The organism is Gilliamella sp. M0364 (assembly GCF_016100565.1).
Lineage (GTDB): Bacteria > Pseudomonadota > Gammaproteobacteria > Enterobacterales > Orbaceae > Gilliamella > Gilliamella apis.
Window position 1 is genome coordinate 46,756 of sequence record NZ_JACFSF010000001.1, and the last position, 24,747, is coordinate 71,502.

The following is a 24,747-nucleotide window of genomic DNA, read 5'->3' on the forward strand; positions in this document are numbered from 1 at the left end:
CATCGATTTATAATATTGTTATTTAGACTATGTTATTTTAAGCTACACTAATCAACAAACGTTTAGATTCAATTAAATAACAGGAATAAATATGGCTGCGAAAAGGATAGTAATTGGCATAAGTGGTGCTACAGGCTTTGCTTATGGAATTAAAGCTTTAGAACTATTAAAACCAATGGATATTCAAACTCATTTAGTGGTATCAAAAGCGGCAAAAATCACCGGTCATTATGAACATTCGCAATCACAATTAACTCAATTGCAATCGTTAGCAGATGTTGTATATGCGATCGATAATATTGGCGCTGCAATTGCGAGTGGCTCATTTAAAACCATGGGAATGTTAGTTGCACCATGTTCAATGCGAACACTTTCAGCTATAGCAAATAGTTTGTCAGATAATTTACTTACTCGAGCGGCAGATGTGGTATTGAAAGAGCGACGTCGATTAGTTTTAATGACGCGAGAAGCGCCATTACATTTAGGTCATATTAAAAATATGGAAGCGGTGACTTTAATGGGAGGAATTATTTTTCCGCCAGTTCCTGCGTTATATCAACACATTGAAAGTGTTGATGATCTTATTACCCATAGTGTTGCTAGAGCACTTGACCTGTTTGATATTGATGTACCTTGTTTACCTCGCTGGGGTGAAGATATGCATCTTAATCAAAAACCTGAATAAACAGTAATATCATGAAAAAAAGCGAGTCTAAAATCGCGCAATTTATCCAGCAACAACATGTAGTAAATTTATGTGCGATATTAGTTAATAACCAGCCATGGGCATGTAATGCATTCTATGTATTTGATAAAGAGAACTGGTGTTTATATTTCTTATCAGAATTAAAAACCAAACATGCACAAGCAATGCTACACAATCCAAATGTTGCCGGTACTATAAGTGTTAATCCAAAATCGATAACCAAAATTCAAGGTATTCAATTTAGCGCTATAGCTGAACAACTCATTGATAATAAAGCTAGCAATGCTTATAAGCTTTATTATTCCGCCTTTCCTTTTGCAAGAGTCATGAAAGCGCCGATTTGGTCACTACGATTACAAGAAATTAAGATGACCAATAATCTACTTGGTTTTGCACATAAAAGCTATTGGCAACGAGACGCAAAACTGAAAGATCATTAACTTGATAAATGGTATGTTAGGTTTTAGTCTAATCATTATCTAATCACAACCTAAAACCCGATAATAACTTAAATTGAAACTGCATTATCACAATTTAGGTGGTATATTTTCCTCATATTCACAATCGCCATCACAAATAGTATCCCAATTAGCTTTAGAACCGGTATAAATATGTATACGCTTTTCAGCATTAATTGGCTCATTAATCAACCCAATACGTAATCGGTAACAACTATTATCATTATCGCGACTAGAAAATAGATGTGAACCACAATTACCACAAAAATGACGGTTGACGCCTAAGCTAGAAAAAACTTTTATATTTTCCTCACCTTTGACAAAAGTTAAATCTTCCTTGTTAATGAGTGTGGCAGAATTAAACGCTGAACCAGTTTGTTTGCGACAACGTGAACAGTGACAAAAAACAATCGCTTTGATATCACTATTTAGTTGATAGACAATTTCACCACATAAACAGTTACCAGTCATCATGATAAATTTCCTTATATTAAATTATTTAAGATTAATTTTATAGGAAAATAAATCTTAAATAATTTTTGAAAAATAGGTAATTATTTTCGCTTAAAATTCTCGTCGTTTTTTGTATATTCATATGCATCAATAATTAAACCGGCGATTCTTAATATATTTTCAGGTTTTTCTATAATAATCTGATCACCAGCACCTATTTCTAATCCAGCCCTTTTTATTTCATCTTTAGCCTGCTCTGTCAACTCAATAGGTAATTGTATAGATGGTCGTTGTTTATTGTCGTAATAACGAACAATCCATCTATTTGATTTTGTTTGATAGAGAACACTAAAATAAGATTCATTATCTTTATATGTCAAATCTTTATCATTAGTAATTGAATTAACATGATCGAACAAAACTCTTTCTGAATAAGTTGTAATAATTTTATTATTTTCAGGATCTACAATATCAGCTTTATCATCGATTTCATTAATTTCTTCATTATCTTCAATTAGTTCATCAACAGATTCTTTTTTTCCTGTTAATCCAACTACAACCATATTGCTGACAGCTTTTTCAATTGCTTTTTTTACTATAGGAGTAATGCTATCCAAAAATTTTTGATTTAGTTGTCTAGAAATATTAGATTTATTAGCTACATATTTTACGAAATCAACTGGAGCCTCGCGCAACGATGATGCAATTGTTTTTGTAAAAAGTGAAAAATAGATACTTTCTTCTGCTAATGTTCTAAGTGCTTCAGGTTTAAATTGATCATATCTAAATTGATATAATTGCTCACAATCGTTATCTTGTAATTCTTCTATTTTAATTTTTAGAAACGGAGCTGAATCCATGATATTTTTTTGTTCTAAGTCAGTAAAAAAACGCCATTCTCTACCGTTGGTTATTGCTGCAACAGCAACTTCAGGTGTTGCATTGAAATATCTTGATAGTTGAGGGCAATGATTATTTAATTCTTCACCCCATGATTTAGCTTCAATAAACATCACAGGTAAATCTTGACAAAATAAGGCATAGTCAACTCGTTCATTTGCTTTAACTCCTGGAAAATCGGCTTTAAATTCAGCTTTTACTTTGGTTGGATCATAAGGAGTAAATCCAAGTATATCGAGTAACGGCAATATCAACGCTTGTTTCGTAGTTTCTTCCGTTGTGCAATGATCTCCAACTTTTTTAACGTGTTCAGAATGAGTAGACAATTTTTCTTTAAAATTATTCATATTTTAATACCTTACATTATTCCAGTTATCTATTTGCTTAAATAATAGAGTCAAAGCACAAAATCCAATATAATAATTTAATATTTTTTATTATTTATGATTGGTGTATTTTATATTCAATTATTTTGAATTTAGCATAATTGTACTATAAATATTCTTTATTCTAACTATTTATATAATTTATTTTATTAAGATGAATAGTATTTATTTTAATTTATTTAAATTTGAATGAATATGATTTATATCTTAACTTATTCATTTTAAATTGGATAGATTATTATGTTTATTAATTTTTGAACATGCTGGATTAGAGAATCACATCACTTATCAACTAATATAAAAAAATTTCAGAAACCAGCAAGATATAACTATTCCAAAATTTTGAGGAAAAGGGTTTTTAAGGCAAAAAATGGCACTAATAATTAGTGCCAATAATCAAATATTACGAAAATTTGCTATTTTTACAGATTAAAAATGGACTACATTTTAATCGTTAACATTTTTCAACAAAATAGCGCATTATGCGGTTATCAGTGGTTAGTTCTGGGTGGAATGAACATACCAAAATATTATCTTGTTCCGCCATTACACAATGATTATCAACAAAAGCGAGTTGTTTTACTTGTTTACCTGCTGTGGCAATATAGGGGGCACGAATAAATACCGCTGGAATTTGCTGACCGATAGGTGCAATATCTAACACTGTTTCGAAGCTATTTATTTGCCGCCCAAAGCCATTTCGTTCAACAATAATATCTATTAGTCCCAGTTGTTCAACCTCATTATGGCTGGTTTCAGTGCCACAAAGTACTAATCCAGCGCAGGTGCCAAAAATACCTTTACCTTGTTTAGCAAATGCTTGTATTGGCTCAAATAAATCATTTTGTCTAATTAAACGACTGATTGCTGTTGATTCTCCTCCCGGAATAATTAAGCCATCAAGTTGACGCAATTGTTCGGTTTTTTTAACTGCAATAGGGCACACAAAATCAATGCTAGCAAGCATGTTTAAATGTTCAGTTACGGCACCTTGTAAATTAAGCACCCCAATGATTTTGTTAGCTTTTAAGTTGGCAATTGTTGTCATTACCAGCCTCGATCTTGCATTCTTTCTGATTCGGTTAATTTACTGATTTCAATCCCTTTCATGGCTTCACCCAATCCTTTGGATAATTCAGCTAATCTTGGATAATCATCAAAATAAGTAGTTGCTTGAACAATCGCTTTAGCAAATTTTTCTGGATTTTGTGATTTAAAAATACCCGAACCGACAAATACACCATCAGCACCAAGTTGCATCATTAATGCTGCATCAGCAGGCGTAGCTACACCACCGGCAGCAAAGTTTACGACTGGTAATTTACCAAGTTGTTTAATTTGTAATACTAATTCATATGGCGCGCCAATTTCTTTGGCCAATGTCATAAGTTCATCCTTTGATTTGCCAACGACTAAACGAATTTGTTCATTGACCCGACGCATATGTCTAACCGCTTCAACAATATTGCCTGTTCCGGGTTCACCTTTGGTGCGTAACATAGAGGCACCTTCACCAATTCGGCGTAATGCTTCACCCAAATCACGACAGCCACAGACAAAAGGCACAGTAAATTCATCTTTCAATAAGTGATATTGTTCATCAGCAGGCGTTAGCACTTCGCTTTCATCAATATAATCCACTCCCATTGATTCTAAAATACGTGCTTCAACGATATGGCCAATTCTTGCTTTCGCCATAACAGGAATTGTTACTGCTTTCATTACTTCTTCAACAATGGTCGGATCGGCCATTCTTGCGACGCCACCAGCAGCACGAATATCGGAAGGAACACGTTCTAAAGCCATAACTGCTACGGCACCAGCTTGTTCAGCGATTTTGGCTTGTTCGGCATTGATGACATCCATTATCACGCCGCCTTTTTGCATTTGTGCCATTCCACGTTTTACTGTTTGTGTACCGGTATGTTGTTTCATTGCTACTCCTGATTAATTAATGTTAGTTGTCTAATGTCAGGACTATTATTCAAAATTAAAGCACTGCAAAAAACAGCCAATTGGACTATAATTAACCCATCCAATTTTGTGTTTAAGGTAATAAGTTCTAAAAAACTTTAAAAATAAAAGATGTGGAATAAACAAAAATTAAGCCCTTTTAATGGTGCATTATTTAAAAAAGTCACGCAATTGATTGAGAACTATATCGAACAAGGCGTGTTAATAGCCGGTGAGCGATTACCATCGGAGCGTAATTTAGCCAAGGATCTACAAGTTAACCGTTCAACTATTGTGCATGCGCTGGATATCTTAACTGAACGAGGGATATTAGTGCGAAAGCAGGGTAGTGGGACTTTTGTTAATGAACAAAAGTGGGGGCTGCAAGCTTATTCGACCATTAATTGGCGATTGCCTGCCAATTTTTATCATCATCGTCAAAATGTATATCAACAAAAAGTGACACAGGTTCGGCAGCAAATGGAGCATGTTTGTGATTTAGCTAATGGTGATTTGCCCACTAATATGATCCCCAAATTAATATTACCCAATATTACTTCCCATGAAATGGTTGCTTACGAAAAGAAGAGCGACATGTTGCAATTAGGGCTTCCTTCGCTTAAGCAGCAAATTGCTTATTATATGAAGAAACAATTTGCTATGTTGGTTGATACTGAACAAATTCTTATTACCTCGGGTACTCAACAATCTCTTTTTTTAATTACCCAAGGATTATTAAAACCTGGCGATGCGATAGGTATTGAATCACCATCATACTTTTATTCATTACCATTATTTCAAGCAGCAGGATTGCGTTTATACGGTATTGAATGTGATGATGAGGGTATTACTTTAGAGAGTCTACAGAAAGTCACCTTAGAGCGACAAATAAAATGGTTATTTCTAAATCCTATCTTTCAAAATCCAGTTGGTTGTGTGATGAGTAATCAGCGCAAGAAGCAGGTACTGGCATTTTGTCGAAAGCAATGTATTGGTATTGTTGAAGATGATGCCTATAGTGGCTTAGCTTTTGATGAAAAAACCAATATTTTACCGATTAAAAAATTCGATGTAAGTAATCAAGTGGTCTATTTAGGATCTTTATCCAAATATATCGGCCGTAATATACGTATTGGTTGGATGATAGCACCAACTGAAATTATCGAAAAATTAGCCAATATCCGCCATCACATTGACTCTGGGTTAAGTATTTTACCGCAACTATTAGCCGAGGAATATTTAAGTCACCATTATCAAACACATCAAAAATGGCTCTGCCAACAGTTGCAGAATAAAGCTAACCAATTAATGGATTGGCTGGATGATTATTTTAATGGTGATGTTATTTACCGAGTCCCAACCGGAGGTTTTCATTTATATGCTCATTTACCAGTTAATAATGCTGCACAAGAACTGACAATATTAAATAAGTTGTTGTCAAAACATATCATTGTTTCGCAAGGTACTGACTTTGGTGATAAGTTGGGGGCTATCCGATTAAGTTATGGACATTTTGAAAAAAATTTGCTTTGATCACACATCATAAAATCTGCATTAACTTATTGATTATGGAAAGTTCTAAGTTCCTGACAAAACATAGCCTTGCCTTGTTAAACATCCCTGTTGGCCATGCTAATCTCACTCAGTTATCAGCACATTGCTAATCTCGCTAAATTAAATACAGCAAACGCTTGGCAAGCAATAAACTTTGATGGTTAGTGTGAGCTGATTTTAGTTTTATAAGCAATTTCAGAGAAAGTGTGGGGATTTTTAAGCCTTAAAAATCCCGTTCCTCAAATTTTTTTATTTTTATTATCAAAATATTACTAATTTTATCAGCTATTTTTTATCATTTTATTTACATTAAATTGTCTAAAAGCTAGGTAGAATAAGGTTTAAATCGCTGATTATCTATGATAGATTAATTTTTCCATTCACATTAAGCAGGTAGGCTGATCTTGAATCTTTCACCCAAAGCTTTCCATTATTTAGGCGTCGTTGCAACGATTGCATCATTAGGCATGTATGTGTCATATATTCCGCAAATTATCGACAATCTTCATGGTTTCAAAACCAATCCAACTCAACCATTAGCGGCAGCAATTAACTGTTCGTTATGGGTTTGTTATGGATTATTACAACCTAAAAAAGATTGGCCGATTGCTATAGCTAATTCCCCTGGTGTTTTGTTTGGATTAATTGCATTTTTTACGGCATTGTAAATTTATTGTTATACTTCTTTGTCTTATTTCAATACAGCATAATTTAAACCTTATGCTGTATTTTTTTATCAAATTGTTAGATGATTTCTGTTGACAAATATAGAGGGTTTAGTTTCAAAAATGGATTGTTCTGTTGCCGATTAAATTTTAACCTTGCCATTAAGTTTTTATTTATCAATGTGTTGCAAGGTTATCAACAGGTTTGTTAAATACTTATCAAATAATTAAGTGAATAATTCACAATTTAGTTTTAACTAAAAAACTAAGTTTTAATTTGCATTATCAGATTCAATTATTGTCATCTATTTGCGATTAGATTATATTGGAGATCCGGCTGTTTATTAAACAGTGTTTATTTTTTAATACTCTTTTGTATTGAGTGTTCATGTTATTAATTTAGATGTCGACTTAATCGTATGAGCGTTAAAGATATAAAATAAGGAAATCAAAATGGCTAACATTAATCTTTCTGACGATTTGATAAAAGATTTTATCTATTCTATGTACCGTAAAGAAGTATTATTAAATTTAAAAGGGGTTGTTTTGACTGATGAGGATCGTAAACAACTTCATGAAAAAAGAGATTTTGTTAATCGATTGTCTGAAGCTGAATTAGCCGATATTCGCTGTTGGGTTTTAGATAAATTGAGAGTACTTGAAAGCCAGCATAAGCAAGATTAATCGGTTAGAATCTTGCGCTAACTTCATTAATAAATTGATAAAATTTATTTATCATATCGCTTATAACGATATGGACAGTTTTATCAATCGTTTTACAATGCAACAAGACTTATTATTTATAATTTATAGGAAAGGGTATGAAAAAGTTAGTCGTGGTTTTATTGTTAGGTCTGCCAATGGTTGCCGCTGCATCTAATTGTGAAGAAATTAGTGCCAGTATCGCTGAGAAAATCAAAAACAATGGTGTTGATGAAAACAGTTTTCAATTAAATTTAGTTCCATCAGAACAAGCTGAGCAAGGTGTTGCAGGTAAAATTGTCGGATCATGTGATCGTGGTCAACAAAAGATAGTATATGTTCGTTCACAAGATAATTCGGTAACAACTGAAGCAAAACAACAAGAGTCTTCAATTTCTAATCAGCAAGCCGAACAAGCTGAATTAGAGAAATCTTCTCAACAACAAATAGAAGTGCCGCCTTCAGCAGATAATCAACAAATTGAGTCGAAGACAGAATAATTACTGATTATTAGCTATAGTTATAGAAGATCTATCGGTTGATAAATAAATAAAGAACATTTGAATAAATAGTAACGGTTAATAAACTACTATCTTTATAAAATTGTTATTTATTTGCTGAACTATTATTCATCTGTATTTATCCGGGGTGCCCTAGGCTGAGATTATACCCGTTGAACCTGATTCGGTTAGTACCGGCGAAGGGAGTATAAAACACATTTTCTACAAGTCTGTTGTACTCCTTAATTACTAATTTTTATAAAAAGAAGTCATCATGTCGTCATTCTATTCGCTCTTCTGCCTTCGTTCGCTCTTAACGCACTGGCTGTGATTTGTTCCTGACAAAAACAACCTTGTCAAACATCCCTATTTGCCATGCTAATCTTACTCAGTTGTCACACATTGCTAATATCACTAAACAAGACTTGCCAAACTGATTCGCAAGAAATAACCATAGATATAACAGTTGGGTTAATAAATATGCTAGCAACAAATTCCAACAAACAATGCCAAATAAAATAGCTTGGCTTGATCAGCTTAGTAAATTTAGAGGATAGTCGCATTGAACATTTAACAAAATTATTTAGGCAAGCAACTAAACTTGAAATTGGTTTCTGGCAAATGGGTTTAGATAAACGTTTTAAATAACAAACATACTTTACCACTATGGGTAAAGTATGCTGAATTTGAACTATATTTAAACAATTTTTAAACTAAAGTAGTTTTGAATAATTTTGTTTGGTGGCATCGTCCCAAACGCTTGCTTGTACTTGACCAATATGTTGTTGCTGTAAAAGTAACATGGTTAATCGTGATTGGCCAATTCCACCACCAATTGTTTGTAAAAAATCACCATTAGCTAATGCTTTATGCCATGCATATTGGAGGCGATCTTCATTATTAGTCAGTTTTAATTGTCGTTTTAAGGTTTCTGGATCGACACGGATCCCCATTGATGAGATTTCAAAACCACTATTTAACACCGGATTCCAAACTAAAATGTCACCATTTAAGCCTTTTGAACCCATTTCATTATCACTACTCCAATCATCATAATCAGGAGCACGAACATCATGTTTTTCATTATTTGATAATTCACCACCAATACCAATTAAAAATACGGCGCCTAACTCTTTGGTAATTGCATTTTCACGCTCTTTCGGTGATAAATTTGGATAACGTTTTAACAGTTGTTCACTATCCATAAAGGTAATTGTTTCGGGTAAAAAACGTGATAGATGATATTTTTCAGAGACTGCTTTTTCAGTCGCTTTAATCGCACTATAAATTTTTTCAACCGTTTGTTTTAAATAAGCTAAATTGCGATCTTCGGGACGAATCACTTTTTCCCAATCCCATTGATCAACATAAACAGAGTGAATAGGCGAGAGTTTATCTTCATCCGGGCGCAGAGCTTTCATATTTGTATAAATGCCTTCACCAACAGGAAAATTGTGCTGACTTAACGTTTTACGTTTCCATTTAGCTAGTGAATGAACAACTTCGAATTGTGCATTAGGAATACTTTTAATATTAACTTGAACGGCTTTTTCGGTACCTGACAAATTATCTTGAACGCCATCACCAATTTGACTCAATATTGGTGCTTGAACTTCAATTAGTGATAGATTATTTGCTAATTGCTCGGCAAAAAATTGTTTAACAAAATTGATTCGTTGTTGCTGCTCTTTAAATGATATTGTCATGTTTAGTCTCGAAATATAAAAAATTTGTGTTGCTAAATTAAACTAGAAAGCAGAAATATGCAAGTCTAGTTAACAGGCTTAAACGCAGGCGGAAGGCAGTCACATCGTGACCACTTGCGTGGTCGCCGCGGGAGATGGTAAAGAGGGTTCTCGCCAACCCTCTTTACTCGGACGTAATCGCCGTATAGAAATAACCGCAAAACAGCAAACGACCGAAACTCAAACAATCCAAAAAATAAAGGACCAAAAAATTTGAGGAAAGGGGTTTTTAAAGCCAAAACCCATCCAATAAATCGTTAACGTTAGTTATAACATCTGCTAATTCCAATAATAAAAGTTTATTTTTATCAATCAGTTTGATGCTTCTCATTTAGCGACATTCGCAACGTGCTGACAACTGAGAGAGGATAGCATGGCAAACAGGGATGTTTGGCAAGGCGGTGCTTTGTCAGGAACAAATCACAGCCGGTGCGTTAAGACCGAACGAAGACGGAAGGCAGTCACATCGTGACCACTTGCGTAGTCGCCGCGGGAGATTGTAAAGAGGGTTGGCGCCAACCCTCTTAACTCGGACGTAATCACCGTATAGAAACAACCACAAAACAACAAACGTCCGAAACTCAAACAACCAAAAAAATTTGAGGAGAGGGGTTTTTTGAAATCAAAATAGGGCTAAAAATAGGAGGTAAGATTTTGGTGTGTTGGTACTTTTATTATTAATGTCTTGATTTTGAAGTATAATTTTTCATCAAACTTTACAAAAATTAACAATTAAACCGCCAAAAATAGTTGCATGGTTTTTTCCAATCACTATACTTTCAAACCTTATTTATATAAAAGGATAACTTTTATAATTTTTGATATAAAAGTGTAAATTAATCAGTATCTTAGTTGACAAGGACGTCAATATGCATTATAATCTTGCAACACATAACACCTGCTCAACCTATAATTTAATCTTTTTAAAGTTAAGTTCGTATCATTTATTACTTAATGGTAGTTTGTTTTTTAAGCAATTTCGGCGAAATTTTTCAAAATTTCTTAGTTTAGCCTTTTTATCTCGACAGATTGTTTCCGCGTTAATCTTAGTTATTTTACTTTCTATCTCTTTTGCCAATCATGCTTTAACCGCTCAAACGACCAATATTATTTATGGTAATGCGCCATATTTAACCTTTGATGGTGGTCTTACACGCGTGACAAACACCAAAGCTCTACTTGGGATATCCCTTTCTAATGGAGATAAATATACTCCCGCAACCAATAATTCAAAAGATAATCCTATCGTTTTACCTGTTGCGGGTCAGAGTTTTGCTGATATCGATATGTTGGTGCCAACTGATACTGATTCTATTGCATTAAATTTACTTATCGGAGAACCTTATAATTATTGGGGTGATGATGATGGTGATGGTCAAGACCCTGATGGTATAACTGCCACAGGTAGTTTAAATTTATCTATTGTTGATAGATTCAATAATCCTGTCACACGTAATACAGTGCTAACCATTTGTAATGGGCCCTATAAGGTGAAATTGGCTAGTACCAACGGCACTTTATCAACCCGTTATGGCGTTCCTAAAGGTAGCGATTTTAATGCTAGTAATGCGACATATTATATTAATCCTAAGGCACCACCAGAGGTCTGTTTTGCAAAACCGAACTTGCAATATGGTAAGCTTTTTTCTAAAGACATGGATTTCCGAGGTCCTGCTACAATGTGGAATGAAAAGATGGGGTTCATTACACAGTCGAAAAATCCTTCGTCTTATGATTTGAATTTCCCTACTACAGGGGCTCATAATTTGTACTTTGATCTAGATATAGGTGGTAATTATCGAGAATTATCTTGGCAGCCAGTTTCTCATGGTGGTATTACAGCTACTATGACGGAAGCAACAAATAAGAGTGTGCGGGTTAGCCTAAAGGGTCCATTTGCTAAAGATGAGCAATTGGGTTCAAGTAATCCAAGTAGTTTGGGAACTATACTCAATCCGACATTACCACAGACATTTGAGTTAGTTGGTCGAGACAGTCAAAGTGGGGAAGAAATCGTCAAATACGGTTTCCAGTTAAAGCAGTGGTTTGTTAACCGTGGACTTAAATCTTATACTAATGAAAGTGTATCGTCTTGGTGTAGTGATATTGGATACCGTATGCCTAAGGTCAAGGATTTAACTAACGCGATTTGTGAGAGGGGGAATTCAGGTGGACATTGTAAGGGTATAGTTGGTGCGACACCTTCATCAATTGGTAATCACTATCAGCGTAGAATTGGTGCAGGTTTCTTTTCGGAGTGGGGCGACGTAAAGGGCTACACTGATGCTGGTTTCTATTATGGTTATTGGACTAGCGACCCTGGCCGAGCTAGTAATTATACTGAGTTTGTCGTGTTCACCCATGTTGGCAGTGCATCTAGTGGCTTTATACCCAATGGAGGTGAAAAACATGCAGGAGTTTGTGCCGCAGCCCCTTTAAAGGATGATTAATTCAATAACCAAGCGAATTATGACGTAAATGGCTAAAGCAATGTTGTGGCGACAACCATCCGTCCCAACTGGGACGGGGTTATTTTTGAGGATTGGGATTTTTAAGATAAAAATTTTGAGGAACGGGGTTTTTGAAACTTAAATTCCTACTTATTGCTAACCCTTTTTTTTGACTTAAAATAAAGTATTTAAAAAGCAATACATTAAAAAATCACTTAAAAAAAGGTTTTTTAATAGTAAAATTGCGCTTCTTCTTTTTGCCAACTGCATTTATAGTATATTGGATTCTAGTTCGCTACCGTGTAGGTAGTTTAGAAAGCATCGCTTGAAACGCGATATAGTGCTGCTGTTGTTCGCTACCGTGTAGGTAGTTTAGAAAATTCTATTTACCCCAAATCATCTCTGGTGTCAGTTCACTGCCGTGTAGGTGGCCAAAAATCCATACAAACCGCCTTCTGACGGTTTTTTATTGCTTTTAATCTTTATATAACATACTATTGCCTAAAAAGGAAATGGTATGAAAAAGATATTATTAAGCTTGGTCTGTTTATCATTATCTGGCTGTAGTGATAATAAGGTGACAAAAGAGTACCTTGTGGGTAAGTGGAACTGCATCCATAAAGAATATGGAAGTGAGTATGATTCTAAACTTAAAAGATATAGTGATTATTTTGAAACTGATAGCGAACAAGTAATTCAATCATATGAAATTGTTAATGGAATTTTATTATCAAAAACTGAGAATCACAAAGCTATAGAATTTGATTTGGATATATTTTATAACAATTTAAATATGGAAGCTTTAACTAACTTGTGTGGTAAATGGAGTTATAATAAAAAATTATCAAAAAATACAAGTAATGAGTTTACTTATGAAAGGGAGGAATTTTGCGAAGCTTATATAGAGAGAGGCTATTTCCCCCTCTACCCTAAAACTAAAATACTAAAAGTTTGCACAAGAATAAAATAATCATCTATTGATTAAAATCAATTCAACCCTCTAACGAGATTTTTTTATTACCCAAATATTTTAAATAACATACCATTACAAAAAAATTCAAAGGAAATGGCATGAAAAGAATTGCATTATTGGGGTTAACTTGTTTTGCGTTGTTTGGTTGCGGTGAGAAAAAAGTAACCGAAGAGATGCTTCTTGGGGAGTGGAATTGCACAGTTAGCACGCAAAAAGCAGACTCAAAGAAGGGTAAGCTGCAAGATTTCGGTGACCCTGAAGTTGGTGAATATAAATATATCTTCACCAAAAAAGATGGAAAACTTTTTTGGAGTTCATCTTTATTCAAAGAATATTTAATGCCTTTTAATCTAGAGGATATTTACAAAAAAACTGAGTATGTTGTCGATGACATGCAAATATCTCATAAGATTGAATATCTATCCAAAGATAGTTATAGTATTACTAATATATATATAACCATCGATAAAAACAATAAACCAATTAGCAAATCTAAAGATGAATTTGTTTGTGAACGAATTAAAGAATAAGACAATTATTCTATTGACTATAAATTCAACTTTGCACCTTCTTGTTTACTACTCTGTAGGTGGTTTGCGTAAAGGAATACTAATAACATAGGGGCTTGCCATAGCGACAGCCGTATGAAAAACAATAAAATAATTAGTTACCTTGGATGGGCAAAAATTTTTACTTCAAAAGGTTCATTTTCATTAAATCGCCTAGAGCGGTTTTTTTGTGCCTAAAATTCAGAAATTCAACTTCAATCGGTGCAAAAATGCACCAGAACTAATTCTACACTCACTGACAATTCTAAAAAAGGATCACTTAGGTGTGAGTTTTAGATGATATTAGATAACTTTTCATTATTTGCCTTGCTTTGACTAATTCCTTGCCTGATTAAAACTCATCTCTAATGAAGAATATAATGAATATTATTCAAATGAATTTAGCTACATTATGAATACTAACTAAAGAATTTAATGACATATTGTTTGTTATCTAGTTTTTGAAATCTCCAAAACTAGAAAGTGTATTGGAGATTTTGCGTGAAATTCATCAAGTTCTTGCCATGTTAGATGATCCAAAAAGTCTTTATTAAAATATTCTTTTATTACGTGCGCTAATCCTCGCATAAGTTTCCAATTTAATTTGTTCCCTTTATAGCCGTTTTTGATTAACCAATCTTTTATTTCATGAAATTCACTAAAGTTGATTTGTTTAATATCAGTAGGCATTTTAAACCTCGTAATAAATAATTTTTGAGTGATGATATGTTATACGGATTAAGTAGCGGTGCATAGTCAAATAAGTAAATTATGTGATGAACTCAGGTCAAATATTAATTAATAGCTTTACAGGATGAACCTATGAGGGCTGTTAGGAGTTGTTTTGTCGTGAGTATTTAGTTGATCTCAATGCGACACAAGCAGCAATAAAGGCTGGATACAGCAAAAATACAGTGAGCGAAGAAACTAGGTAGTTTAGAAAGATGCGTACTGTTGTGATTGCTACTTTCCAAAGTTCACTGTTAAATAAAAAACCGTTCTAATTATGAACGGTTTTTTATTATTGGTTAGATAATTTTACAATTATCCTTGATATTTTTTCATGACAATTGACGCATTAGTACCGCCGAAACCAAAGCTATTAGACATTACTGTGGTTAATTCACGTTCGGTTGGCTCGGTAATAATATTCATGCCTACTGCTTCATCTGCAAGTTCGTCAATATTGATACTTGGTGTAATAAAGCCGTGTTCAAGCATAAGTAGTGAATAAATCAATTCTTGTGCACCGGTGGCACTTAATGAGTGACCAGTCATGGATTTAGTTGAAGAGATAGCCGGGATATTATCACCAAATACTTGTTTGATTGCCCATAACTCTTTGACATCACCAACTGGAGTTGATGTACCATGAGTATTGATATAATCAACTGGTCCATCAAGATCTTGAATAGCAAGCTGCATACAACGCATTGCCCCTTCACCAGATGGCGCAACCATGTCATAACCATCTGATGTTGCCCCATAACCAACAAGTTCACCATAGATATGTGCACCACGGGCAAGAGCATGCTCAAGTTCTTCAACTACTACCATTCCGGCACCGCCTGCGATTACAAAACCATCACGGTTTTTATCATAGGCACGAGATGCTTTTTCTGGTGTGTCGTTATATTTAGTTGATAATGCGCCCATAGCATCAAATTCGCATGACATTTCCCAACATAGTTCTTCACCACCACCAGCAAACACGACATCTTGTTTACCAAGTTGAATAAGTTCAGCAGCATGACCAATACAGTGTACTGATGTTGCACAAGCAGAAGTCATTGAGTAGCTAACACCTTTAATTTTAAATGGTGTCGCTAAACATGCAGAAATCGCTGATGACATCGATTTTGTTACTGCATAAGGGCCAACACCTCTTAAACCTTTTTCTTTCATGCCGGCAACAACATTATATTGAGTTTTGGTTGAGCCACCATAACCAGCGATAAGACCTGTACGTGGATTAGATACTTGCTCTGGGGTTAATTTTGCATCTTCGATTGCTTGTTGCAGTGCAAGATATCCATAAATAGACGCATCATTCATAAAACGGACAACTTTTCGATCGATTAATCCAGTTGTATCTAATTTAACATTACCACAAACATGACTACGCATTCCGCTATCTTTCATTTCTTGCGAAAAAGTAATACCACTTCGGCCTACTCTTAACGACTCTAAAACTTCTTTGGTATTATTCCCAATGCTTGAAAGAATACCTAATCCTGTAATTACTACACGTTTCATCTAATGCTCTACTCCTAAGTTAACTGGCTTCATATGAAAAATTGGTCTGATTATAGCGTACACTTGTAAGCTGAACAATACCCCCAGATTGATTTTATTTGTTAAGTTAATAAATAAAATTGGCATGACAGGTCAATAAATCAATTAATATGATTATATTTACATTCTATTAATAATATCTTGATTAAATCAGTCTTAATCGCGAGTTTATTGAACAAATATTTTTTAAATTCGATCTGATTATTAACTTGCTTATACCAATAAAATCACTATAATACTGTAAATATATACAGTTATTGGTGATGATTATGATTCAAGAGAAAATGATCTCAAAGCTTGAGATTTTAGCCGAATCTGCAAAATATGATATTTCATGTGCTTCAAGTGGTACTTCACGCAGTAATAAAAATAAAGGTATTGGTAGTGCTTCTCGCTGTGGTATTTGCCATTCATTTACTGCTGATGGTCGATGCGTTTCGCTGTTGAAAATCATGTTAACTAATTATTGCATGTTTGACTGTGCTTATTGTATCAATCGCCAGAGTAATGATATTCCTCGTGCAGGATTTACGCCGAAAGAGTTAGCGGAACTGACGATTGAATTTTATCGTCGCAATTATATTGAAGGGCTGTTTTTAAGCTCGGGTATTGTTCGTAGTGCTGATCATACGATGGAAAAAATGATTCGTGTGGTCAAAATATTGCGGCAAGAATATAACTTTAATGGTTATATCCATATGAAGGCGATTCCCGGTGCCAGCAATGAATTGATTCGTGAAGCTGGTTTACTCGTTGATCGAATGAGTGTCAATTTAGAGATCCCTACCGAGCGTAATTTAAAATTATTGGCGCCAGATAAAGATCATCAAACCATTTATCAACCAATGCGACATATCCAGCAAAATTTGCTAGAAAATATCGAAGATCGTAAAAAAATCAAATCAACACCAAAATTTGTTCCGGCAGGGCAAAGTACTCAGGTGATTATTGGTGCGACAGATGAAACCGATAATCAAATTTTACAGCTCACCGCCAAGCTATATAAGCGACCAAGTATGAAACGGGTTTACTATTCGGGATTTATTCCAGTAAATAGTTATGATAAGCGATTACCGGTTTTGCAAGAAGTTCCAAGAGTAAGAGAAAATCGGTTATATCAGGCAGATTGGTTACTTCGTTTTTATGATTTTAGTGTCGATGAAATTGTAAATGATGAACATCCAGATCTTGATTTGACGGTTGATCCCAAATTATCTTGGGCGATTCGTAATCCGCAATTTTTTCCGGTTGATATCAATCGGGATAGTTACCAAAAAATCTTACGCGTGCCAGGTATTGGCGTTAAATCAGCAAAATTAATTGTTATGGCAAGGCGACATCGCAAACTAAATAAAGAGGCGCTCAAACGTATTGGTGTGGTGCTAAAACGAGCGCAGTTTTTTATTATTTGTCATGAAATGAATACATTTAAAGTACTGGATTCATCTGCTGAATATATACGCCTAAGTTTACAAGATTCGCCTCGGCTTGAAGTAAAACAACAATCCCTTCCACAGCAACTAGTTATGGGATGGTAATTTATGCTAGCGTTTTATTATGATAAATCTTTCGAAGGACTAATGTGCGCGGTATTTGATGCATTTAAACTAAAAAAAATGCCTGAATGTCTATTAGTTGAGGGTGAGGATATGCCACTTTTGGTTACCGATTTTCATCAAGTCGAATATCGCAACAGTAAATATGAGCGTGTTTACACTGCACTGCAAAAAAAATTATCGCAGATTGCACTAAATCAACTCTTGTTTACTTGGCTATCAGAATTACCTGAAAGTGATTTAATTATTTTTCGCTATATTTGTAAAGTATTCAAGTCAACCAATTCGATTGAAACTGATTTTGCTGATGCGGATGTGTTAGCTGTTTATGATATAGCTAAAAAGGTAAATAAAGAAAAACATCATATTCAGCAATTTGTTCGCTTTAATAGCATTCAAAATCCAGCCAACAGTTGTGATAATAATGACAAAATTTACTTTGCGGTTATAGAGCCTATATATAACGCTTTACCGTTAACCACTCGATTTTTTAAAGATCGTTATGCCGATCAAAAATGGGCAATTTATGATGAAAAACGCCAATATGGTTATTTTTATGATTTAGATAAGATTGAGCAAATCTGGTTGAACGATAACGATCCTCTGATCGTTAATAAGCAAATTAATCAAGATTATCTAACTGATGATGAAAAATTGTTTCAAACCATGTGGAATCGTTATTGTCAGGCCTTAACCATTAAGGAACGAATCAATCCAAGATTACAAAGGCAAAATATGCCTAGACGGTTTTGGCACCATTTACCCGAAATGCAAGGCAAATAAAAAACGCCGAATAAATCGGCGTTAATTAATGATAAATAGTAAAATTTATTGGGCATCAATTTCATCAAGAATGCCGTTAATGCTTTGTTGGCGTTGTTGTTCTTTTTGCTCATCAACTTTACCGCCAGAAGCATTAAAATCATTGCGCTGGAAGTAAGCATTACGCATAAAGTTGTATGGGTCATCACTATTTTTAATTAAATCTTCATACTCAATGGCCACAGCTCGAGCTTCAATGCCATCAAATACACCGCGAACCAGTGCCCATTGCCAATCGATCCAAACAAGTGGCGGATATAAAGTATCAACCAGGTCACCTCCTTCTTGACGAAGTGTTGCCGAACCATAGAAAGGTAATACAACATAAGGGCCATAAGGGACATCGTAATGACCTAATGTATCACCAAAACCACGTTTAGGTCCTTTTTGTAATTGAGGATCTGCTACACTTGCAACATCAAATAAACCGGCAACACCAAAAACGGTATTAATAAAGAATCTTGCTAAATGTTTACCGGCTTCATGCCCTTCACCTTGTAAAGCACTATTTACCATTGATGCTGGTTCAGAAAGGTTAGAGGAAAAATTAACTACCCCTTTACGAACTGGTGTTGGTACATAATCTTTCCATACTACGGCAGCAGGGCGCAAAATATAAGGGTCAAGCGCATAGTAGTTAACATTAAACATGGTTTTATTAAAACCCGATAACGGGTCACTATAACTATTTGTTTCAGCCTTATAGGTCGCACAACCCGTCAGTGCTAAAACCGAGAACATCATACCTATAATTTTTTTTCTCATAATGCTACCGAATACAAGTGATAAAATGTCGAATGTAAGGATTGTATCATGTTTGCTTAAAATAGAAAATTTTTCATTATTTGATTGATATTGCATTGATAAATTTATTAGAATAAACGCCTTTGATGACCTCATAGTTAAATGGATATAACAAGCCCCTCCTAAGGGCTAGTTGTAGGTTCGATTCCTACTGAGGTCAATTTTATTTTAAATTCAAACTAATAAAATTTATCAGTGATGCAGTAATCTCCTTAAAGTTTTACTACATTAATATTTTATTAAATGCCTTTTTTAACCCGCTCCCATTCAGTTTTTAAAACATTTTGCGTGTTTTTTGTTAGTTGTTTTTGATAAGAATGTAATTTACTATCAAAATTAGATATTTCTGAACTATTTAGGCCATTTAATGGGAGAATTTCCTCTTCAAGATCAGCAAAAAATTCAATAATTTTTTGACAAAAAGTTAGAATTTTATTTGATTTATCTTAATTCGGATTTAGCATAAGTTGTAAAAGTTATGAATTAAAGATTATGCTTTTAGCGAAATTTTATATAGCAGTTGTGGTTTATTTTTTGGTTAGTAGCAATTTTTTTATTTTTCGATGGTTTTATAAGCAATTTAAAATATAGCGATTAAAATTCCCACTATTTTACGATATTAATTAAACTGTAATATGTTGATTTATTTAAAATCGATGAATTGGTTTATTACTACATTGTTGAAATTATAGATAGAACAAACTATGCTTTTTTTTATTTAAATCAGTAGGTAATTAATAATTGTTTTGAATAATTATATTACTCTTTTGAGTATAAACAGTACAATTATCTGGAATGTCTTTGTTTATAAATGACATGGCTCCAATTTTGACATTATTCCCAATAGTTATTTCGCCACCTAATATGATAGAGTTTGTCCCAATATAAACGTTATCACCAATTATTATGTTTATTGGCTCATGTCCTATACCTATGGTTACATTATGGTGAACAATAAAGTTTTCTCCTATAGTTACATTTTTATTGATAGTAATAGAGTGTGGATGAACAATTGATAAATTTTTACCAATTTTAGTGCCTAACATTATATCAATACAGAACTGATTAATTAATTTCATCTGTATACGTTTTGCAATATCCTTCTGTTTTCTATTACCGTATAAATACATTTCGTTAATAAGTCGCCACCAAAATAGATATTTTTTTTGTAATGACCTTGTGCTTAAGTATGATTTTAATATTCTATAGATAGATATTTTTTTTCCACCAGTTAATTCGTTTAACCAACATTGTTTCAAATGCGTCAAATCATGATTAAGCAAAAAATGAATAATTTGTATGTATTTCATTGAAATAATCCTTTATTTTAACTGGTTTAATTCTAACATATTTAATTTATTAATCTTAAAAAACATTTGAGTCTAAAACCAAAAGAAGTTGTTAATATTAATTAGGCTCTAAATGATGAGATATAAAAAAATCAATTAATTTGATATTAACTTAATAAGTGTTAATATATAATAATAAGAAAAAATTTTATAACTAAATATATGAATATTAATTACTTTACTTTACTTTTTGTTGTTGTTAGTCCTTTTGTTTTTATGTCAATTATGTATTATTTTCTGCCGAAAAGAATTAAACATGTCTTGGTTGACGAAAAAAATAAATACCAAAATATTGATGGATTAAGAGGTATAGCCGCAATATGCGTAATGTTTGTTCATTCCTTGTTATCATATCATTTTCTTCATTTCAAAACATGGTGGGATCAAGATACTTTATCTCAAACATTTGATAAATCAGTAAATCTTGATATTGGTGCGACAATTTATTCCCTCGGTGGATTTGGTGTCTGTATTTTCTTTATGATTACCGGTTTTTTGTTTTATGATAAGCTTATCCGCTCTGAAGGACATATTAATATTAAAAACTTTTTTATAAAAAGATTTTTTAGAATTTCACCATTATATTATTTTGTAATTTTGTTGGTTTTTGTTTCCGCTTTAATCACTGGACCAGCTGAATTTTCAAGTCTTAAAAAATGTATCAAATCTTTTTTATCGTGGTTATGTTTTTATTTTGTAGACATAAAAACAATTTCTTCAATAGCTCCTGGTTCAGTACCTTTAGCTGGTGTTTTATGGACTTTAAAAATAGAGTGGATTTTTTATTTTTGTGTTCCGTTTCTAAGTTTATTTAATAGAAAAAAAATTGTTTCAATTGCATTTGTTTTGCTAGGGTTAGCGACTATTATTATCATAAATCAGTCTAAAATAATGGTATTAACTATTACTAATATCATACCTTTCTTTTTTGGGATGTTAGCCAGCTTAATTGCTAATAATTATTTAAAAATTAACAAAAAAATATTAGTTAACCACATAACCTCATTTATCATTTTATTAATAACAATGTTTTCTGTTTTTCTACATAATAAACCACTTGTTTATTGCTTATTATTAGGGTTGGTATTTATAGTTATTAGCAATGGTAATTCTGTTTTTGGACTATTAAAGACAAAAATCTTAATTTCACTTGGTACCATTAGCTATAGTATTTATTTAATTCATGGTTTGATTTTATTTCTAATAAATTTGGTATTTTTAAGAAATGGTAGCTATTTAGTCAATACATTAATAACAATATTTATAACATTATTGGTTAGCATATTTACGTTTTATTTTGTAGAAAGAACAGGTATTAATTTTGGTGGAAAAATAACTAAAACTAAAAAAAGTTGATCAATGAATCTTAGTTTCTGAAAGTTATTATGATAATCTGCATTTGGATTATCATATTTAGTTTTTTATTTGATAACTGATTTATGTAAACTTTAGTGATTTTTATTGTTACTCTATTTTTCAATAATTGTTATTTTGATTGATTATCGATTAATATTGTTTAGTGAAAATGATTAAGCGACGGCTCGCATAAATTAGTTATTTTGATATTAAAATAACTAATTATTGACATAGGGTAATCCCGGTTTTACCTCAACAGTTTTTTTTAGGTGATTTAAATTTGTTGTAAGGCTTGTAGGATAAATCTTTGAATTGGTACGCCCGGGTGGACTCGAACCACTGACCCCCACCATGTCAAGGTGATGCTCTAACCAACTGAGCTACGGGCGTACATTTGAAACATGCAAATATTAGCTGGCAAATTGTTTTGTTTCAAGTAAAAAAAATCAAAATTAGTTGTTTTTTTAATCTTTTGCGTTTGTTTGTTGGAAAAACAATCAATATTGTTAATCCAATAATATACAGAATTTTGTTTTTTGTCATTTTTACTCAACGATGTTAATTTTTGAAGAAGTTCTATTTATTATGATTTGTAAATAAATGTAAATTCACGGTGGTTTGTTCATATCAAATTCGATATACTCCATAAAAAATAGATAAGGTATTACTGGTTCAGGTTAGTATGTCATTTAGAGATCAGATTGAGGACGTGTTACACAATGTTTTTGGTTACAAATCGTTTAGAAATCAGCAAAGAGATATAATTGAATCAGTTATTGCCGGGCGAGATACATTAACCATTATTCCAACTGGTGGTGGCAAATCACTGTGTTACCAGATTCCGGCAGTATTATTGCCCGGTACCGCATTGGTTATTTCGCCACTTATTTCGTTAATGAAGGATCAAGTCGATCAATTATTAGTTAATGGGATTCCAGCCGCTTTTTTAAATGCAACTCAAGCTCCAGAAGAGCAACAAAATATTATTGAAAAATATTTAAATCATTCAATTAAATTATTATATATTTCACCTGAGCGACTGGCTGTGTCGTCCTTTTCTTCATTAATTACTGCTTATCCTCCTTCATTAATAGCTATTGATGAGGCGCATTGTATTTCACAATGGGGGCATGATTTTAGACCTGACTATCGTCAATTAAGCCATTTATCATTGCGTTTCCCTGAAGTGCCTATTATAGCGTTAACAGCAACTGCCGATAAATTGACTCAAGCTGATGTGATTAATCAACTTAATTTAATCGATCCTTTGGTGGTAGTACGTAGTTTTGATCGACCAAATATACGTTATACGGTAGTTGAAAAATTTAATCTTACAGAGCAAGTTGTCTCTTTTATTGAAACGCAAAAGGGGAATAGTGGTATTGTTTACTGTTCAAGTCGCTCCAAAGTTGAGGATATGACAACCAGACTTGCTACAAGGGGATTTTCTGTCGTTGCTTATCATGCTGGTTTAACCATTGCTGAACGTCAACAAGCTCAGGAGAGTTTTTTGAAAGATAATGTGCAAATTATTGTTGCAACTGTCGCTTTTGGTATGGGAATAAACAAACCTAATGTTCGCTTTGTAGTACATGCTGATTGCCCTAGAACGATTGAGGCATATTATCAAGAAACTGGTCGAGCTGGCCGGGATGGCGTTCCGGCAGAGGCACTTTTATTATTTAATAGTAAAGATCTAAATTGGTACCATCGACAAATCGCCGATAAACCAGAGAATAAACATAAGCAAGTTGAGCTACATAAGATACAAGCTATGGAGTCATTTGCCCAAAGTATGACCTGTCGGCGCACGGTATTACTTAACTATTTTGGCGAAAATAGAACCGAACCTTGCAACAACTGTGATATCTGTCTTTATCCTCCTGAGCATTATGATGGATTAATTGATGCACAAAAAATTCTTTCGTGTATATACCGAGTTGAACAGCGCTATGGTGCTCAATATGTTGTTGATGTACTACGAGGATCTTCGCGCTCGCAAATTAAAGAAAATGGTCATGATAAATTATCGGTTTATGGTATAGGTAAAGCGCATTCTTCTGACTATTGGCTTAGTGTAATTAGACAATTAATTTATTTGGGATATGTCAGTCAAAATATTTCCACCTTCACTACGTTACAATTGACCGAACAAGCACGTGCGATACTTAAAGGTCAAGTAGCCTTATCTTTAGCAAAACCACGTTTAGAAATCGTGAAGAAAAGTCGTTTAAATCGTTATGCTAGAGCGATTAATTTAACTACGATATTATCTTATGAAGAACGAATATTATTCAACAATCTTAAGCGGTTGCGCAAAGAAATTGCTGATATGGAAGATATTGCCCCCTATATTGTATTTAGTGATGCAACATTACTTGAAATGGTGCAAACCAAACCAGAAAGTAAGAAACAACTGATTAATGTTACCGGTGTTGGCAAAATTAAATTAGAAAAATATGGTAATCTTTTCTTAGACGAAATTAATGATTTTATGATAAAAAACTTATAACAATGTTTAAAATATTATCTATAATAGCTATTTTTTAAATCATTTTAATTATTTTTTATA

Annotated in this window: 23 protein-coding genes, 2 tRNA genes, 1 pseudogene and 1 riboswitch; of the genes and pseudogenes, 16 read left to right on the top strand and 10 right to left on the bottom strand. The window is 33.3% G+C overall.

All coding sequences use genetic code 11. The features are described from left to right. Positions 1 to 91: 91 nt before the first annotated feature. Together H3U96_RS00230 and H3U96_RS00235 are read left to right on the top strand one after the other, a co-directional pair. Entirely contained in the window at positions 92 to 685 is a 594-nt protein-coding gene (locus tag H3U96_RS00230) for a UbiX family flavin prenyltransferase (RefSeq protein WP_198195250.1), read from the top strand. Between the two features lie 11 nt (positions 686 to 696). Next, complete coding sequence (locus H3U96_RS00235; protein ID WP_198195251.1) at positions 697 to 1,146, top strand: pyridoxamine 5'-phosphate oxidase family protein; 450 nt, start codon at positions 697 to 699, stop codon at positions 1,144 to 1,146. 87 nt (positions 1,147 to 1,233) lie between these two features. Here H3U96_RS00235 and H3U96_RS00240 read toward each other — a convergent pair whose 3' ends face one another. The 4 genes from H3U96_RS00240 to pdxS all read right to left on the bottom strand — a co-directional run bounded on the left by H3U96_RS00240 (position 1,234) and on the right by pdxS (position 4,838). Continuing rightward, positions 1,234 to 1,638, bottom strand: coding sequence for a GFA family protein (locus H3U96_RS00240; protein WP_198195252.1), 405 nt, complete (start codon positions 1,636 to 1,638; stop codon positions 1,234 to 1,236). A gap of 80 nt (positions 1,639 to 1,718) precedes the next feature. Further along, complete coding sequence (locus H3U96_RS00245; protein ID WP_086360632.1) at positions 1,719 to 2,864, bottom strand: type I restriction endonuclease; 1,146 nt, start codon at positions 2,862 to 2,864, stop codon at positions 1,719 to 1,721. Between the two features lie 493 nt (positions 2,865 to 3,357). Further along, positions 3,358 to 3,951: a pyridoxal 5'-phosphate synthase glutaminase subunit PdxT gene (gene pdxT, locus H3U96_RS00250; RefSeq protein ID WP_198195253.1), complete on the bottom strand. Its 594-nt coding sequence runs from the start codon at positions 3,949 to 3,951 to the stop codon at positions 3,358 to 3,360. Beyond that, positions 3,951 to 4,838, bottom strand: a complete 888-nt coding sequence (gene pdxS, locus H3U96_RS00255; protein WP_065614193.1) for a pyridoxal 5'-phosphate synthase lyase subunit PdxS — start codon at positions 4,836 to 4,838, stop codon at positions 3,951 to 3,953. The genes pdxT and pdxS overlap by 1 nt, the downstream gene beginning before the upstream one ends. Before the next feature lie 150 nt (positions 4,839 to 4,988). On the opposite strand from pdxS, the gene H3U96_RS00260 reads away from it, so the two are divergent. The 4 genes from H3U96_RS00260 to H3U96_RS00275 all read left to right on the top strand — a co-directional run bounded on the left by H3U96_RS00260 (position 4,989) and on the right by H3U96_RS00275 (position 8,277). Further along, entirely contained in the window at positions 4,989 to 6,389 is a 1,401-nt protein-coding gene (locus H3U96_RS00260) for a PLP-dependent aminotransferase family protein (protein WP_198195254.1), read from the top strand. A gap of 425 nt (positions 6,390 to 6,814) precedes the next feature. Further along, on the top strand, positions 6,815 to 7,078 hold the full coding sequence (locus H3U96_RS00265) for a SemiSWEET family transporter (protein WP_034903376.1): 264 nt from the start codon (positions 6,815 to 6,817) through the stop codon (positions 7,076 to 7,078). A gap of 450 nt (positions 7,079 to 7,528) precedes the next feature. Continuing rightward, positions 7,529 to 7,759, top strand: coding sequence for a hypothetical protein (locus H3U96_RS00270; RefSeq protein ID WP_065578946.1), 231 nt, complete (start codon positions 7,529 to 7,531; stop codon positions 7,757 to 7,759). A 137-nt stretch (positions 7,760 to 7,896) separates the two neighbouring features. Next, a complete protein-coding gene (locus H3U96_RS00275) occupies positions 7,897 to 8,277 on the top strand; it encodes a DUF1161 domain-containing protein (RefSeq protein ID WP_198195255.1) in 381 nt (126 codons plus the stop codon). 134 nt (positions 8,278 to 8,411) lie between these two features. Beyond that, positions 8,412 to 8,501, top strand: a riboswitch (TPP riboswitch). Between the two features lie 489 nt (positions 8,502 to 8,990). Here the strand turns inward: H3U96_RS00275 and asnA are convergent. Next, a complete protein-coding gene (asnA, locus tag H3U96_RS00280; RefSeq protein WP_034903383.1) occupies positions 8,991 to 9,983 on the bottom strand; it encodes an aspartate--ammonia ligase in 993 nt (330 codons plus the stop codon). 106 nt (positions 9,984 to 10,089) lie between these two features. Here asnA and H3U96_RS00285 point away from each other — a divergent pair, with 106 nt between their 5' ends. The 4 genes from H3U96_RS00285 (at position 10,090) to H3U96_RS00300 (ending at position 13,975) form a co-directional block, all read left to right on the top strand. Further along, positions 10,090 to 10,239: a hypothetical protein gene (locus H3U96_RS00285; protein ID WP_198195256.1), complete on the top strand. Its 150-nt coding sequence runs from the start codon at positions 10,090 to 10,092 to the stop codon at positions 10,237 to 10,239. Between the two features lie 652 nt (positions 10,240 to 10,891). Further along, positions 10,892 to 12,472: a hypothetical protein gene (locus tag H3U96_RS00290; protein ID WP_198195257.1), complete on the top strand. Its 1,581-nt coding sequence runs from the start codon at positions 10,892 to 10,894 to the stop codon at positions 12,470 to 12,472. A 517-nt stretch (positions 12,473 to 12,989) separates the two neighbouring features. After that, a complete protein-coding gene (locus H3U96_RS00295) occupies positions 12,990 to 13,442 on the top strand; it encodes a hypothetical protein (RefSeq protein ID WP_086361208.1) in 453 nt (150 codons plus the stop codon). A gap of 101 nt (positions 13,443 to 13,543) precedes the next feature. Then, positions 13,544 to 13,975, top strand: a complete 432-nt coding sequence (locus H3U96_RS00300) for a hypothetical protein (protein WP_065578942.1) — start codon at positions 13,544 to 13,546, stop codon at positions 13,973 to 13,975. 468 nt (positions 13,976 to 14,443) lie between these two features. On the opposite strand, the gene H3U96_RS00305 is transcribed toward H3U96_RS00300, so the two are convergent. After that, complete coding sequence (locus H3U96_RS00305; RefSeq protein WP_065578941.1) at positions 14,444 to 14,683, bottom strand: hypothetical protein; 240 nt, start codon at positions 14,681 to 14,683, stop codon at positions 14,444 to 14,446. A 149-nt stretch (positions 14,684 to 14,832) separates the two neighbouring features. Here H3U96_RS00305 and H3U96_RS11360 point away from each other — a divergent pair. After that, positions 14,833 to 14,913, top strand: a pseudogene (locus H3U96_RS11360) (terminase small subunit); the annotation flags it as partial. Positions 14,914 to 15,037: 124 nt separating this feature from the next. On the opposite strand, the gene fabB reads toward H3U96_RS11360, so the two are convergent. Beyond that, positions 15,038 to 16,249, bottom strand: coding sequence for a beta-ketoacyl-ACP synthase I (gene fabB / locus H3U96_RS00315; protein ID WP_065578940.1), 1,212 nt, complete (start codon positions 16,247 to 16,249; stop codon positions 15,038 to 15,040). Positions 16,250 to 16,560: 311 nt separating this feature from the next. Here fabB and H3U96_RS00320 point away from each other — a divergent pair, with 311 nt between their 5' ends. Both H3U96_RS00320 and H3U96_RS00325 read left to right on the top strand, forming a co-directional pair. Beyond that, positions 16,561 to 17,826, top strand: a complete 1,266-nt coding sequence (locus tag H3U96_RS00320) for a putative DNA modification/repair radical SAM protein (RefSeq protein ID WP_065579011.1) — start codon at positions 16,561 to 16,563, stop codon at positions 17,824 to 17,826. 3 nt (positions 17,827 to 17,829) lie between these two features. Beyond that, a complete protein-coding gene (locus H3U96_RS00325; protein WP_198195259.1) occupies positions 17,830 to 18,627 on the top strand; it encodes a TIGR03915 family putative DNA repair protein in 798 nt (265 codons plus the stop codon). A 45-nt stretch (positions 18,628 to 18,672) separates the two neighbouring features. Here the strand turns inward: H3U96_RS00325 and H3U96_RS00330 are convergent, their stop codons facing one another. After that, a complete protein-coding gene (locus tag H3U96_RS00330) occupies positions 18,673 to 19,431 on the bottom strand; it encodes an MlaA family lipoprotein (RefSeq protein ID WP_065579010.1) in 759 nt (252 codons plus the stop codon). 127 nt (positions 19,432 to 19,558) lie between these two features. Between H3U96_RS00330 and H3U96_RS00335 the strand changes: the two genes are divergently transcribed. Then, a tRNA-Arg gene (locus tag H3U96_RS00335) sits at positions 19,559 to 19,630 on the top strand. 574 nt (positions 19,631 to 20,204) lie between these two features. Here H3U96_RS00335 and H3U96_RS11175 read toward each other — a convergent pair. After that, positions 20,205 to 20,780 (bottom strand): serine acetyltransferase, encoded by a 576-nt coding sequence (locus tag H3U96_RS11175; RefSeq protein ID WP_086356964.1) that lies wholly within the window; start codon positions 20,778 to 20,780, stop codon positions 20,205 to 20,207. A 300-nt stretch (positions 20,781 to 21,080) separates the two neighbouring features. Here H3U96_RS11175 and H3U96_RS00345 point away from each other — a divergent pair, with 300 nt between their 5' ends. Then, complete coding sequence (locus H3U96_RS00345) at positions 21,081 to 22,175, top strand: acyltransferase (protein WP_198195260.1); 1,095 nt, start codon at positions 21,081 to 21,083, stop codon at positions 22,173 to 22,175. 313 nt (positions 22,176 to 22,488) lie between these two features. On the opposite strand, the gene H3U96_RS00350 is transcribed toward H3U96_RS00345, so the two are convergent. Continuing rightward, positions 22,489 to 22,565: transfer RNA gene (locus H3U96_RS00350), tRNA-Val, on the bottom strand. Between the two features lie 292 nt (positions 22,566 to 22,857). Here H3U96_RS00350 and recQ point away from each other — a divergent pair. After that, on the top strand, positions 22,858 to 24,687 hold the full coding sequence (gene recQ, locus H3U96_RS00355) for a DNA helicase RecQ (protein ID WP_198195261.1): 1,830 nt from the start codon (positions 22,858 to 22,860) through the stop codon (positions 24,685 to 24,687). Positions 24,688 to 24,747: the final 60 nt, after the last annotated feature.

Excerpts from the sequence above, each read along its gene's own strand:
- H3U96_RS00230 (WP_198195250.1), top strand. The coding sequence starts at position 92 with ATGGCTGCGAAAAGGATAGTAATTGGCATAAGTGGTGCTACAGGCTTT.
- H3U96_RS00235 (WP_198195251.1), top strand. The coding sequence starts at position 697 with ATGAAAAAAAGCGAGTCTAAAATCGCGCAATTTATCCAGCAACAACAT.
- H3U96_RS00240 (WP_198195252.1), bottom strand. The coding sequence starts at position 1,638 with ATGATGACTGGTAACTGTTTATGTGGTGAAATTGTCTATCAACTAAAT.
- H3U96_RS00245 (WP_086360632.1), bottom strand. The coding sequence starts at position 2,864 with ATGAATAATTTTAAAGAAAAATTGTCTACTCATTCTGAACACGTTAAA.
- pdxT (WP_198195253.1), bottom strand. The coding sequence starts at position 3,951 with ATGACAACAATTGCCAACTTAAAAGCTAACAAAATCATTGGGGTGCTT.
- pdxS (WP_065614193.1), bottom strand. The coding sequence starts at position 4,838 with ATGAAACAACATACCGGTACACAAACAGTAAAACGTGGAATGGCACAA.
- H3U96_RS00260 (WP_198195254.1), top strand. The coding sequence starts at position 4,989 with ATGTGGAATAAACAAAAATTAAGCCCTTTTAATGGTGCATTATTTAAA.
- H3U96_RS00270 (WP_065578946.1), top strand. The coding sequence starts at position 7,529 with ATGGCTAACATTAATCTTTCTGACGATTTGATAAAAGATTTTATCTAT.
- H3U96_RS00275 (WP_198195255.1), top strand. The coding sequence starts at position 7,897 with ATGAAAAAGTTAGTCGTGGTTTTATTGTTAGGTCTGCCAATGGTTGCC.
- asnA (WP_034903383.1), bottom strand. The coding sequence starts at position 9,983 with ATGACAATATCATTTAAAGAGCAGCAACAACGAATCAATTTTGTTAAA.
- H3U96_RS00290 (WP_198195257.1), top strand. The coding sequence starts at position 10,892 with ATGCATTATAATCTTGCAACACATAACACCTGCTCAACCTATAATTTA.
- H3U96_RS00295 (WP_086361208.1), top strand. The coding sequence starts at position 12,990 with ATGAAAAAGATATTATTAAGCTTGGTCTGTTTATCATTATCTGGCTGT.
- H3U96_RS00300 (WP_065578942.1), top strand. The coding sequence starts at position 13,544 with ATGAAAAGAATTGCATTATTGGGGTTAACTTGTTTTGCGTTGTTTGGT.
- H3U96_RS00305 (WP_065578941.1), bottom strand. The coding sequence starts at position 14,683 with ATGCCTACTGATATTAAACAAATCAACTTTAGTGAATTTCATGAAATA.
- fabB (WP_065578940.1), bottom strand. The coding sequence starts at position 16,249 with ATGAAACGTGTAGTAATTACAGGATTAGGTATTCTTTCAAGCATTGGG.
- H3U96_RS00325 (WP_198195259.1), top strand. The coding sequence starts at position 17,830 with ATGCTAGCGTTTTATTATGATAAATCTTTCGAAGGACTAATGTGCGCG.
- H3U96_RS00330 (WP_065579010.1), bottom strand. The coding sequence starts at position 19,431 with ATGAGAAAAAAAATTATAGGTATGATGTTCTCGGTTTTAGCACTGACG.
- H3U96_RS11175 (WP_086356964.1), bottom strand. The coding sequence starts at position 20,780 with ATGAAATACATACAAATTATTCATTTTTTGCTTAATCATGATTTGACG.
- recQ (WP_198195261.1), top strand. The coding sequence starts at position 22,858 with ATGTCATTTAGAGATCAGATTGAGGACGTGTTACACAATGTTTTTGGT.